The sequence below is a fragment of the Curvibacter fontanus genome (assembly GCF_054780335.1).
This window is the reverse complement of sequence record NZ_BAAGWN010000011.1, coordinates 82,801-95,734: the sequence shown is the minus strand read 5'-3', so window position 1 is coordinate 95,734 and position 12,934 is coordinate 82,801. Positions and strand designations below refer to the sequence as shown.

Genomic DNA, 12,934 nt, shown 5'->3' with positions numbered 1-12,934 from the left:
TTAGAAGGTTTCCCAGTCGCTGTCGGCACCGGTGGAAGATTTGGCGGGTGCCGCAGGCGGGGCCACCCTGGGCTTTGCTGGCGCGACCAGGCGCCGCTGCGCGCCCGGGGCCGGAGCGGGTGTGGGCGCCGGGACTGCGCGCGGCGCCGGTCGTGCGGCCAGTCTGGGTGGCGCGCCGGCAGATGCGGGCGCGGCGGCGCCGTCGGTCAGCTTGAACACCGCCACCGATTGCACCAGATCCTGCGCCTGGGTTTTCAGGCTGCTGGCTGCCGCGGCCATCTCTTCCACCAGCGCGGCGTTCTGCTGCGTGGTCTGGTCCATGCTCGTGATGGCCTCGCCGACCTGGCTCACGCCCTGGCTCTGCTCGGTGCTGGCCGAGCTGATCTCGCCCATGATGTCGGTCACGCGCTTGATGGCCGCCACCACCTGGCTCATGGTGGCGCCGGCCTGATCGACCTGGGCGCTGCCCTGCTCGACCCGCTGCACGCTGTCGGTGATCAGGTTCTTGATCTCCTTGGCCGCCTCGGCGCTGCGCCCGGCCAGGGAGCGTACCTCCGAGGCCACCACGGCAAAGCCCCGCCCCTGCTCACCCGCGCGCGCAGCTTCCACGGCCGCGTTCAGCGCCAGGATATTGGTCTGGAAGGCGATGCCGTCGATCACGCTGATGATGTCGTGGATCTTGCGCGCGCTGGTGTTGATGCCTTTCATGGTGTCGACCACCTGGGCCACCACCTCACCGCCCTGCACCGCCACGGTGCTGGCGCTCTGGGCCAGCTGGTTGGCCTGGCGCGCGTTGTCGGCGTTCTGCTTGACGGTGGAAGAGAGTTCTTCCATCGACGCGGCGGTTTCCTGCAAGGCGCTCGCCTGGCTCTCGGTGCGGGCGCTGAGGTCGTGGTTGCCCTGGGCAATCTCGGCACTGGCTGTGGAGACCGACTCGCTGCCCTGACGCACGCGCGAGACCACCTGGGCCAGCGAGGACTGCATGTCGCGCAGGGAGTGCAGCAGGGTGCCGATCTCGTCCCGCGTGTTGGGGTTGATGGGGGAGCTCAGGTCCCCCTGGGCGACCTTGCTGGCCAGGCTGGCGGCATACCCCACGCCGCCGGAGATGGCGCGGCTCAGGGTGCGGGCGATCAGCAGGCCCAGCACAATGGTCACGAGCAGGGCGCCCAGGTTGCCGATCATCACATTGCGCTGCAGACTGGCGTTCGTGTCGCGCGCCAGGACGGAGCCGTCCTGGGACAGATCTGACAGCGCGCGCAACTCGGCCAGCATGGCGTCGAAGGTCTGCAGCCCCTGACCCTTGAGGATGTCCATGGCCTCTTCGTCCCGGCGCTGGCGCCCGAGCCCGACGATCTCGGTCTGCTGGGTCTGGTATTTCTTCCATTCACCCTGGAATTTGTCGAAGTGGGACTTCTCTTCGCCGATCGTGATGATGCGGGCATAAGCCTGCGATTCGGTGTCCACAGCCTCGCGCAGGCCCTCCATCTGCTTTTCGATGGCCCGGCGTTCATCCTCGCCAAAGACCAGCAGGTGCTGGAACTGCGCGGCGCGCAGGCGGCTGGCCTGGGTGCCGAGGAAGCCCGTGTGCAGGGCTCCGGGCAGCAGATGGTCGGAGATCTGCTGGGTGCTGGTGTTCAGCGCGCTCGTGCCGAAAACGGCCAGCACCGACTGGAGGGCCGCCAGGAACAAGACCAGGATGAAACCACCCATGAGCTTGGTTCCAAGCTTGACGTCCTTTAATCTCATCGTTATCTCCTCAGGCAATGGACCTATTGGGAACACTCTAACCAATTTGACGGGGAAGGGAACCCCGGAAAAGCCCGACAATTCAAGACATGAAAATGATCCGCATCAAGGAAGGCAAGGAGCGCTCACTGCTGCGCCGCCACCCCTGGCTCTTCGAATCGGCCATCGCCAAGGGCGGCGGTGACGCCGGTGAAACGGTGCGCGTGGAGTCTGCCCGGGGCGAATTCCTGGCCTGGGCGTCCTTCAGTCCCCAGTCCAAAATCCGTGCGCGCGTCTGGAGTTTTGACGAAAAACAGCGCATCGACGGGACTTTTCTGACCGGCCTGGTGATCGCCGCCATCCGTGCCCGGACACGTTTTGACATCCAGAGTGATGGCCTGCGCCTGATCCATGGCGAGGCCGACGGCCTGCCCGGCCTCATCGTGGACCGTTATGGCGACACCCTGGTCGCCCAGTTCCTCAGTTCCGGCGCCGAGCGCTGGAAGGATGTGCTGGCCGACGCGCTGCTGGCCGAAACCGGACTGAGCCGGCTCTACGAACGCTCGGACGCCAGCGCGCGCGGGCTCGAAGGCCTGCCCGAGGTCACCGGCTGGCTGCGTGGGCAAGGGCCGACCGGGCTGGTGCTGCGCGAGCACGACTGGCGCCTGGGCCTGGACATCGCGCAGGGCCACAAGACCGGCTTCTACCTGGACCAGCGCGACAGCCGCAAGCGTTTTTCCGACCATGCGCGACGCCTGCAGTTCCAGCGCGTGCTCAACTGCTACTGCTACACCGGGGGCTTCACCGTGGCGGCCCTGTCCGGGGGCGCGGCCCATGTCACCTCGATCGATTCTTCGGGGCCGGCCATCGAGCAGGCACGCGCCAATGTCGCGCTCAACGGCTTCGACGCGGCGCGCACCGAGTTCCTCGACGCCGACGTCAACGCCAGCCTGCGCCGTTTTGTGGAGGAGGGGCGCACCTTTGACGCCATCGTGCTCGACCCGCCCAAGTTCGCACCCACGGTGGCCCACGCCGAGCGCGCAGCGCGCGCCTACAAGGACATCAACCGCTTGGGCCTGAAGATCCTGGAGCCCGGCGGTGTGCTGTTCACCTACTCCTGCTCGGGCGGCATCAGCGCCGACCTCTTCCACAAGATCGTGGCCTCGGCCGGCGCCGACGCCGGCGTGGACGGCTACATCCACGAGCGCATGGGCGGCGCCCCGGACCACCCCATGACGATCAACTTCCCGGAAGGCGAGTACCTCAAGGGACTGGTGGTGATGCGGAAATAAGGCACCCCCCAGGCTGCGCGCACTTCGTGTCGCTCTGCCACCCCCCCCCTTGCAGGGGGCAACGCCAGTGGCCCGGCAGAGCCGGTTCCACGGCGTTCCCCGAAAATGGCATTCCGCTAAACTCATCATCTATCCCCCGCCTTCGACACCCCATCGCTTGCGCGCCGCGCGAGTTGGCGGGCCCCCCTTTCCGAGAGTACATCCATGGCCCTGATTCCCGCCACCATCCTCACCGGCTTCCTTGGCTCCGGCAAGACCACCCTGCTCAAGCGCGTGCTGCAGGAAGCGCACGGCCAGAAGATCGCCGTGATCGAGAACGAGTTCGGCGAGGAGAACATCGACACCGACATTCTCGTTTCAGAAACGAAGGAGCAGATCATCCAGATGAGCAATGGCTGCATCTGCTGCACCATACGGGAGGACCTGCGCACCACCTTGCAGGATCTGGCGGCCAGGAAGCGCAAGGGCGAACTGGACTTCGAGCGCGTGGTGATCGAGACCACGGGCCTGGCCGATCCCGGCCCGGTGACCCAGACCTTCTTCATGGACGACGAGATTGCCGAAAGCTTCCTGCTCGACTCCGTCATCACCCTGGTGGACGCCAAGCACGCCGCCCAGCAGCTCGATGACCGGCAGGAGGCGCGCCGCCAGGTCGGGTTTGCCGACCAGATATTCATCAGCAAGACCGATCTGGCCTCGGCCGAAGATGTGGCGGCGCTGCAGCATCGCCTCAAGCACATGAACCCGCGGGCGCCGCAGAAGGCGGTGCACTTCGGCGAGGTGGCGATCAGCGAGGTGTTCGATCTGCGCGGCTTCAATCTGAACGCCAAGCTCGAGATCGATCCTGACTTCCTCAAGGAGGACGAGCACGGGCACGACCATGCGCACCACGACCATGACCACGAACATGGCGAGCATTGCGATCATCCTTCGCACCGGCACGGCCATGGGCGCCACCATCACCATGACGACGATGTGAAAAGCTTCGTCTTCCGCTCCGAGCGCCCCTTCGATGCGGCCAAACTCGAGGATTTTCTGGGCGCCATCATCAACATCTACGGCCCGCGCATGCTGCGCTACAAGGGTGTGCTGTACATGAAGGGCACCGACCGCAAGGTGATCTTCCAGGGCGTGCACCAGCTCATGGGCAGCGACCTGGGGCCAGTCTGGACCGAGGGCGAGCAGCGCCTGAGCAAAATGGTCTTCATAGGGATCGACCTGCCCAAGGACGTTCTGCTCCAGGGCCTGGAGCAGAGCCTGGTCTGAGGCGGTGACCTGCCCGTGGGAGCCGCAAGTCCATCCACCCCGGCGGTGGTGGCTGTCTCGGTTTCGCAACCCCCATGACGCTCATGTGAAAGTATGTACACTCGCGCGCCATAAATTTTGCTCTGGATCCGTCCTCACGTCCGCAATGCGGGTATAACAGCAGGCCAGAAGAAATCTAGCGCAGGCCCAGCTTGCCAGGAGACAAGAAGTGAAAGCCCAACCAGGAAAGGTGCCCGTGTCTTCCAAAGCCAAATCTGCTGCAGGCAAGGCCAAACCGGCTGCCAAAAAAGCTGCTGCCAAACCGGCGGTCAAGGCCAAGCCGGCCGCGAAGAAGCCCGCCAAACCTGGGGTGGCCAAGAAAGTCGCGGCCAAGCCCCCCGCCAAGAAGGCGGCGGCCAAGCCGGCTCCCAAGAAAGCTGTTGCCAAGCCGGTAGCCAAGAAGGCGGCCGTCAAGAAGGCGCCGGCTCCCAAGGCCAAGGTCGCTGCCAAACCGGCGACCAAGGCCGGCAAGACCGGCGCACCTGCCAAGCCCATTGCTGCCAAACCCCTGCCCAAGGCGCCCGCGCCGATGCCGGTGAAGGTGGTCGCACCCGAAGCGCCGGTCCGCACGGCCAAGGCCTCGGCCCGTCTGGCGCAGCTGACCGTTCCCTCCATGGCCCAGACGACGGCATCCACCGCCGTCAAGGCCAGTTACACCCCCACCATGTCCCAGACCCTGATTGCCCCCCCCCTGCCTTCCTCCGTCAAAAAAGACCCCAAGCTCGCCAACAACTGGAAAACCAAGCCGGGCGATCAACTCAGCGATGAAGAGCTGATGGCCATGCCCGACAGCGAGTACATGAACGACAAGCAGCTGGTGGCCTTCCGCGTGCGCCTGCAGCAGCTCAAGCAGGACATTCTGAACAACGCCGGCGAGACCACCGAGCACCTGCGCGAGGACACCGTCATCGTGCCGGACCCGGCCGACCGCGCCACCATCGAGGAAGAGCATGCGCTGGAGCTGCGCACGCGCGACCGCGAGCGCAAGCTGCTCAAGAAGATCGAGCAATCGATCGGGCGCATCGATGCCAGCGATTACGGCTACTGCGACGAGACCGGCGAACCCATCGGTGTGGGCCGTCTGCTGGCCCGTCCCACGGCCACGCTTTCACTGGAGGCTCAGCAGCGCCGCGAGCTCAAGCAGAAGATGTTCGGGGATTGATCCAGAACACACGTTCCTTCTGACGCGCATCTCATAATCCCGACATGGCTGAAGACGAAAACCGGTCCGGCTTGTTGTCCAAGGTGGCCAAGTTCGTGCGCAATCCGACCAAGGATTGGTCCGAGCTCGACCAGAAGGAGCCCGAGGCGGACAGCGGTTACAGCAAGGAGGCGCTCAAGGAGATGATTGAGCGCAAGCGGCAGAACGACTTTGTCCGCAAGCGCGAATTCGATCACCTGCGCAAGCTGCGCCGCCGCGAGCCGCTGGGTCCCTCCGACCAGGCGGGACGCCCCTCCTTCTTCCAGAGCAGCCTGACCTCCAACCACGACGATCGCGCCGAGACGCTCAAGAAGATCGACGAGATCGAGGCGCAGATGTCGCGCCAGTGGTGGAAGGGCAAGGAAGCCGGCTCGCGTGCCGGGGCCTTCCCCGTCGCGCCAGCCAGGCACGGTGTGCGGCCCGATGCCGGTCCGACCGAGCCGCCCGCTTCGGCGCCCGACGGGGAGCCGACCTCGGACCCCTCGGAAGACAGCCGTTTCGAGCCGACCGAAGCCTCGGCTTTGCGCCCCGACAGTTCCCAATGGGCCGATGTCCCGGAGGGGGGGGAATACCCCCCGACCCAGTTGGCCGAGGCCGCGCTCACCGTGCCTGCGCCCATGGGCTTGCGCCAGGGGGCGCCAGCGGCGGGCGTGCGGGGTGCTGCTCCCATCAGTCGTCCGCAGAACCTGCAGCAGTCCATGGCCCCCCGAGCTCCCATGGGGGCCGGTTTTTCAACCCAGCGCCTGTACGCTGCGGCGCCGTCCGACAATCTGACCGACCCCGATCTGGAAGACGCCGCCATCCGGTTTGCCAACGGCGACGATGCCGGCGCCGAAGAGAGCCTGTTGGCGGCCTTGCTGGGCGACGGCCTGCGCCCCGACCTGGCCGAGACCTGGATGTCGGCCCTGTTCGATCTTTACCGTGCCACGGGCCAGCAGGCGCGCTTTGACAGCGTGGCCATCGAATTCGCCAGCCGCTTCGGCCGTTCGGCCCCGGCCTGGTTCTCCACGCCCGACCTGCTGGGGCGTTCCAAGGCCAATGCAGCGCCGGCAGCCCGTGCCTCTTCGGCGGCCCGTGCGCCGGACTGGAGCAGTCCGGCCCAGTTGACGGCTGCTGCGCTTGAAGAACTGCAGGCGCTGATGCGCGTGCCCGGTGCGCTGGTGCTGGACTGGCATGGGCTGGCGGGTATCGGTCCGGATGCCGTGCCGAACCTGGCCCGTCTGGTCGCCCAGTGGTGCGTGACCCCGGCCACCCTGGTTTTTCGCGGCCATGCCAGTCTGGAGCGCGCCTTGCTCGCGCTCACGCCTTCGGGGGACCGCAGCGTGGAAACCATGTGCTGGCAGTTGCGCATGGACGCGCTGCGCATCATGCGTCTGCAGGATGCCTTCGAACTGGTGGCGCTGGACTATTGCGTCACCTATGAGGTGTCGCCACCGTCCTGGCAGAAGGCGCGTTGCAGCTGTGAATTGCAGGGCGCGATGGACGCTGCCGAGGCCGAGGCCGAGGATATCCGTTCGCGCTGGGACGATCCGCACTCGACCTGGGACGATCCGCTGCAGAACCTGACCATGCCGGTCGGCCTGGAGGACCAGCCGCCCGCCGTGGTCGAGCTCTATGGCGAGATCCTGGGCGATGCCGCCGAGGTTCTGGCCAAGCTGGAGGCCGGCATGGAGGGGGCCACCCGCATGGTGGTGTCCTGCGCCCGCCTCATCCGCGTCGACTTCTCGGCGGCCGGCAGCATCCTGAACTGGGTGGCCGAGCAGCAGGGCAAGGGCTGCCAGGTGCAGTTCCGCGATGTCAACCGCATCGTGGCCGCCTTCTTCAACGTGATCGGCATCTCCGAACACGCCCGGGTGGTGCCGCGCGCCGCCTGAGTTTTTTTTGGGCGGCGCGGTTGGCAGCGCCATGCAGCTGTATCACCCCGTGATACGTGCTCGGATTCCTTGTGTCGCCGTCGCATTTTTGCGCCGTATCGGTGCGACGACGGACCCTCTGTCTTCCTTCATCCATCACATTCATATCACTTGCTAAGTCCTTCATTTAGAACGATTTTTCAAGCGCGATAATTGTATGAAAGTGTTTCTAAGTCCTTGATTTCATTGAAATTTTTCTGACTCACCCCTTGCTCAGTGATGTTTTGCTGATACAGTGCAAAAAAGTGGAATTAAGTGGTGAAAAGTGCGCTCGCGCTTTTCGCCCTCCCGTACTGGTGCAGAAAAAGGGGTTGTGCGCGTGTTTCAAGGGGCTTCGTCGCTGAGTCTGGATGCCAAGGGGCGGCTGTCGGTGCCGACCCGGCACCGTGACGTGCTCAGCGCCATGGCCGCCGGCCAGCTCACCATCACCCGCCACCCGCATGGCTGCCTGATGGTCTTTCCCCGGCCCGAGTGGGAGAAGTTCCGCGAGCGCATCGCTGCGCTGCCCATGGCGGCCCAGTGGTGGAAGCGCATCTTCCTGGGCAATGCCATGGACGTGGAGATGGACAGCACCGGTCGTGTGCTGGTCTCGCCCGAACTGCGCGCCGCCGCCGGCATCGTGCGCGACACCATGCTGCTGGGCATGGGCAACCACTTCGAGCTCTGGGACAAGGCGAGTTACGACGCGCAGGAGGCCCAGGCCATGCAGGGCGACATGCCCGACGTCTTCAAGGACTTCTCCTTCTGAAGGAAGACGGTGGAAAACGCCCCATGGACACACACCACCGTCTTGTTGAACGAAGCGATCACAGCCTTGCTCAACAAGCCGGACGAGTCGGCCGCCGAGCCGGCCGACGGCCACTATGTCGACGCCACCTTCGGTCGCGGCGGGCACGCCCGCCTGCTCCTGTCGAGGCTGTCGCCACAAGGGCGGCTGACCGCCTTCGACAAGGATCCGCAGGCCATTGCCGAGGCGCACACGATCAGCGACACACGCTTCTCCATCCGCCACCAGGGCTTCCGGCATCTGCACGAACTGTCGCCGGCCAGCGCGGACGGCGTGCTGATGGACCTGGGCGTGAGTTCGCCCCAGATCGACGACCCGACCCGCGGCTTCAGCTTCCGTTTCGACGGGCCGCTGGACATGCGCATGGACACCACGCGGGGCCAGAGCGTGGCGCAGTGGCTGGCGACAGCCGAAACCCGACAGATCGCGGAGGTGATACGTGACTACGGTGAAGAACGGTTTGCTGGCCAGATTGCAAAGGCGATTGTGGCGCGCCGACAGGAGCGGGGCCCAGTTTCAAGCACCGGTGAACTGGCCCAGCTCGTGGCTGACACGGTCAAAACCCGCGAGCCGGGCCAGAACCCTGCAACGCGCACATTTCAGGCTTTTCGGATTTTCATCAACGCCGAGCTTGAGGAGCTGCAAGAAGCGCTAGAGGCAAGTCTCGATGTACTGCAACCCGGAGGACGGCTGGTCGTGATCAGTTTCCATTCGCTGGAAGACCGCATCGTCAAACAGTTCATCGCGCAGAACTCGCGTGAGGTCTACGACCGCCGCGCGCCTTTTGCCGCGCCGAAGCCCATGAAGCTGCGCGCCATCGACCGCATCAAGCCAGGCGCGGTCGAGGTGGCGGCCAATCCGCGCGCGCGCAGCGCCATCATGCGTGTGGCCGTGAGGACAGAAGCATGAGCGGCGAAGTCAACAGGCTCAGCATCGCGGGTGGTTTCACCGCCGGGCCGTCCCAAGGTGAAACGCGGCCCCCTCGGGGGGCAGGGCGCCACACGCAGTGGGCAACCGTGGGGGTCATATCAGCATGACGCGGGTCAACTTGATGCTGCTCCTGGCCGTGCTCGCCAGCGCGCTCTACCTCGTGAGCGTGCAGTACGATTCGCGCCGCCTGTTTTCCGAGCTCGACCGTGCCGTGCTGGACGCGCGCCGCATCGAGACCGAGCGCGAGCAGCTGGAGCTTGAGAAGCGTCAGCAGGCCACGGTGCAGCGTGTCGAGAAACTGGCCAAGGACAAGCTCGACATGCGTGCGGCCACGCCGGCCATCACCGACTACGTGAGTTACCAGCCCTATGGCGGCAGCGTGCCCGGCAGCGCTGTCGTGCAGCCGCGGGTTTCCGGGGGGCGACTCCAATGAGCCGCCGGGCCGTCCCCAAGGCCGATGGCACCGCAGCCTGCAAGGTGGAGGTGTGCCTGTGAGCAGCCGCAGCATCCAGTACACCTCCAGCCCCTTGCTGGCCAGCCGCACGCCGGTGTGGCGCAGCAAGTTCGTGGTGGCCATGATCGCGCTGGCCTTTGTGGTGCTGGCCGGGCGCGCCGCCTATATCCAGGTCATCTCCAACGATTTCTTCCAGAAGCAGGGGCAGGTGCGTTTCGCGCGCACCCTGGAGCTGCCCGCCAACCGCGGCCGCATCCTGGACCGCAACGGCCAGATCCTCGCCACCAGCGTGCTGGCGCCCAGCATCTGGGCCATCCCCGAGGACGTGGAGCGCGATCCGAAGCAGCTGCAGCGCCTGGCCCGCCTGCTGGAGATGCCGCTGGTCGATCTGAACCGCAGGCTCGAGGACGAGGACAAGACCTTTGTCTGGCTCAAGCGCCAGGTCGATGAGAACGTGGCCAGGCAGATCGCCGATCTCGGCATCAAGGGCATCTACCAGCGCAAGGAATACAAACGCCAGTACCCCGAGGGCGAAGTCGCCGCGCACCTGGTCGGTTTCACGAGCGTGGAGGACCAGGGCCAGGAGGGCGTGGAGCTGGCCTTCAACCAGACCCTGGCTGGCAAACCCGGCTCGCGCCGTGTCATCAAGGACCGCCTGGGCAGCGTGATCGAGGCCGTGGGTGCGCAGGTGCCGCCGGTCGAAGGGCGCGATGTGCAGCTGTCCATCGACAACAAGATCCAGTTCTTCGCCTTCCAGCGCCTCAAGCAGGCCGTGCGCGACAACCAGGCCAAGGCGGGCAGCGTGGTGGTGCTCGACGCCCGGACCGGCGAGATGCTGGCGCTGGCCAACTACCCCAGCTACACGCCGGGCAAGCGCCAGGGTTTCAAGGACGCCTTGCGCAACCGCGCCCTGACCGATTCCTTCGAGCCGGGCTCCACGGTCAAACCCTTTGTGGCCGCGCTGGCGCTGGAGAAGGGCCTGGTCACACCGGCCACCTCGGTCCAGATCAGCAGCAACGGCCGGCTGAGTTTCGGCGGCGCCACCATCAGCGACACCCATACCTATGCCGCGCTGACGGTCAGCGAGGTGGTGCAGAAGTCCAGCAACATCGGCATGGTGAAACTGGCCATGCAGATGCCGGCGCGTGATCTGTGGGAGATGTACAGCCAGGTCGGCTTCGGCCAGCGTCCGCAACTGCCCTTCCCGGGGGCGGTCAGTGGCCGCCTGCGTCCCTGGAAGACCTGGAAGCCCATCGAACACGCCACCATGAGCTACGGTTACGGCCTGTCGCTGAGCCTGGTGCAGCTGGCCCATGCCTACACTGTCTTCGCGCACGACGGCGAGCTGATCCCCGTGACGCTGCAAAAGGCCCAGGGGCCGGTGACCGGCGTGCGCCTGGTGCAGGCGCGTCACGCGCGGGCCGTGCGCCAGATGTTGCAGCTGGCCACCGGCCCGGGCGGCACGGCGCCCAAGGCCCAGACCATGGGCTACTCGGTGGGCGGCAAGACCGGCACCGCGCGCAAGCAGGAAGGCCGCGGTTACGCCGACAAGAAATACCGCAGCTTCTTTGTCGGCCTGGCGCCGATCGCCAGCCCGCGCATCATCGTCGCCGTGCTGATCGACGAGCCCGATGCCGGCAAGTACTACGGCGGGGACGTGGCCGCCCCGGTGTTCAGCGAGACGGTGCAGCAGACCCTGCACCTGCTGGGCGTACAGCCCGACATCGAGGTCAAGCCGCAGATCGTGGCGCATGTGGGGGAGGGCGGCCCATGGTGACCGAACTCCACAACCCGATCCAGGCCGCCCAATGGCTGCGCGGCCGCGTGCGTGGCGCCTTGCAGACCGACAGCCGTCGGGTGGTTGCGGGGGACGGTTTCATCGCCTGGCCCGGCGCGGCGCGCGACGCCCGCCAGTTCGTGCCGGGCGTGCTGGCCCAGGGGGCGCTGGCCTGCCTGGTCGAGCGCAGTGGCGCTGAACCCTACGACTTTGCCGACGAACGCATCGCAAGCTACAGCGGCTTGAAAGCCGCCAGCGGCCCGATCGCCGCAGCCTATTACGAACAGCCCTCGCAGCAGCTCGGGGTGCTGGCCGTCACGGGCACCAATGGCAAGACCTCGACCAGCTGGTGGCTGGCGCAGGCGCTGGAGGCCTTGCAGCCGGGCGTGCCCTGCGGCCTGATCGGCACCCTGGGTGTGGGACGCGTGCCGGCGCCGGGCGCGCAGAACGAGGCCGCCGTGGTGAGCACCGGCCTGACCACACCCGACCCCGTGCTGCTGCAGCAGACCCTGCGCCGTTTCGTCGACGAAGGCCTGGCCGCCTGCGCCATCGAGGCCTCGTCCATCGGCATCGCCGAACGGCGCCTGGACGGCACGCACATCCGCACGGCCATCTTCACCAATTTCACGCAGGACCACCTGGACTACCACGGCAGCATGGAGGCTTACTGGCTGGCCAAGGCCGAGCTGTTCGACTGGCCGGGCCTGCGTGCAGCGGTGATCAACCTCGACGACCCCAAGGGCATCGCGCTGGCAGCGACGCTGGCGGCCCGTGCGCTGGACCTGTGGACGGTTTCCCTGCGGGCAGATGCCGGTGCGCGCCTGTACGCGCAAGACATCCATATGGGAGCACGCGGCGTGCAGTTCCTGGTCTGCGAAGGCGAGACCCGCCTTCCGCTGACCACGCAGACCCTGGGCGACTACAACGTGAGCAATCTGCTCGGCGTGATCGCCACGCTGCGTACCCTGGGTGTCCCGCTGGTCGACGCGGTGCTCGCCTGTCACGAGCTTCAGCCGGTGCCAGGACGCATGGAATTTCAGGGCGGTGTCGATCTGCCGCTGGCCGTGGTGGATTACGCGCACACGCCCGATGCGCTGGTCCAGGTTTTACAGACCCTCAAGCCGCTGGCAACACAACGCGGTGGCCGGCTCTGGTGCGTGTTCGGCTGCGGCGGCGACCGTGATCCGCACAAGCGTCCGCTCATGGGTGCGGCGGCGGCACAGCATGCGGATCACATCGTGTTGACCAGTGACAACCCCCGCAGCGAGGCCCCGGAGGCCATCGTGGCGCAGATCCGTCCGGGCCTGAGGGGCCATGGCGCGGTGCAGGTCGAACCCGATCGGGCGCAGGCCATCGCTCTCGCGCTGGGCCGGGCCGATGCGCGCGATGTGGTGCTGGTGGCCGGCAAGGGCCACGAGGACTACCAGGAAACGGCCGGTGTGCGTGCGCCTTTCTCGGACCGGCAGCAGGTGCGGCAGGCCCTGCGCGCCCGCGCGACAGGAGCGGCCGCATGAGCGCCGCCCGGCCGTCCGAAGGCGCTCGCACCGCAG

10 protein-coding genes are annotated in these 12,934 nt (G+C 66.4%); 9 read left to right on the top strand and 1 reads right to left on the bottom strand.

What is annotated here, in order from left to right:
• On the bottom strand, positions 1-1,746 hold the full coding sequence (locus ACYVH8_RS06545; RefSeq protein WP_460488072.1) for a methyl-accepting chemotaxis protein: 1,746 nt from the start codon (positions 1,744-1,746) through the stop codon (positions 1-3).
• Between the two features lie 89 nt (positions 1,747-1,835).
• Here ACYVH8_RS06545 and ACYVH8_RS06540 point away from each other — a divergent pair, with 89 nt between their 5' ends.
• The 9 genes from ACYVH8_RS06540 to ACYVH8_RS06500 all read left to right on the top strand — a co-directional run bounded on the left by ACYVH8_RS06540 (position 1,836) and on the right by ACYVH8_RS06500 (position 12,898).
• Positions 1,836-3,017, top strand: coding sequence for a class I SAM-dependent rRNA methyltransferase (locus ACYVH8_RS06540; protein WP_460488071.1), 1,182 nt, complete (start codon positions 1,836-1,838; stop codon positions 3,015-3,017).
• Between the two features lie 204 nt (positions 3,018-3,221).
• Complete coding sequence (locus ACYVH8_RS06535; RefSeq protein WP_460488070.1) at positions 3,222-4,283, top strand: CobW family GTP-binding protein; 1,062 nt, start codon at positions 3,222-3,224, stop codon at positions 4,281-4,283.
• 235 nt (positions 4,284-4,518) lie between these two features.
• On the top strand, positions 4,519-5,484 hold the full coding sequence (gene dksA, locus ACYVH8_RS06530) for an RNA polymerase-binding protein DksA (RefSeq protein WP_460488069.1): 966 nt from the start codon (positions 4,519-4,521) through the stop codon (positions 5,482-5,484).
• Positions 5,485-5,528: 44 nt separating this feature from the next.
• Positions 5,529-7,397 carry an STAS domain-containing protein gene (locus ACYVH8_RS06525; RefSeq protein WP_460488068.1) on the top strand — a complete coding sequence of 623 codons (1,869 nt, stop codon included), beginning with the start codon at positions 5,529-5,531 and terminating at the stop codon, positions 7,395-7,397.
• 358 nt (positions 7,398-7,755) lie between these two features.
• On the top strand, positions 7,756-8,184 hold the full coding sequence (mraZ, locus tag ACYVH8_RS06520) for a division/cell wall cluster transcriptional repressor MraZ (RefSeq protein ID WP_460488261.1): 429 nt from the start codon (positions 7,756-7,758) through the stop codon (positions 8,182-8,184).
• A 9-nt stretch (positions 8,185-8,193) separates the two neighbouring features.
• Complete coding sequence (gene rsmH, locus ACYVH8_RS06515; RefSeq protein ID WP_460488067.1) at positions 8,194-9,132, top strand: 16S rRNA (cytosine(1402)-N(4))-methyltransferase RsmH; 939 nt, start codon at positions 8,194-8,196, stop codon at positions 9,130-9,132.
• 124 nt (positions 9,133-9,256) lie between these two features.
• Complete coding sequence (ftsL, locus tag ACYVH8_RS06510; RefSeq protein ID WP_460488066.1) at positions 9,257-9,586, top strand: cell division protein FtsL; 330 nt, start codon at positions 9,257-9,259, stop codon at positions 9,584-9,586.
• A gap of 58 nt (positions 9,587-9,644) precedes the next feature.
• The gene (locus ACYVH8_RS06505; protein ID WP_460488065.1) at positions 9,645-11,384 is read left to right on the top strand and encodes a peptidoglycan D,D-transpeptidase FtsI family protein; all 1,740 of its coding nucleotides are present in this window, start codon (positions 9,645-9,647) and stop codon (positions 11,382-11,384) included.
• Positions 11,378-12,898, top strand: coding sequence for a UDP-N-acetylmuramoyl-L-alanyl-D-glutamate--2,6-diaminopimelate ligase (locus tag ACYVH8_RS06500; RefSeq protein ID WP_460488064.1), 1,521 nt, complete (start codon positions 11,378-11,380; stop codon positions 12,896-12,898). The genes ACYVH8_RS06505 and ACYVH8_RS06500 overlap by 7 nt, the downstream gene beginning before the upstream one ends.
• Positions 12,899-12,934: the final 36 nt, after the last annotated feature.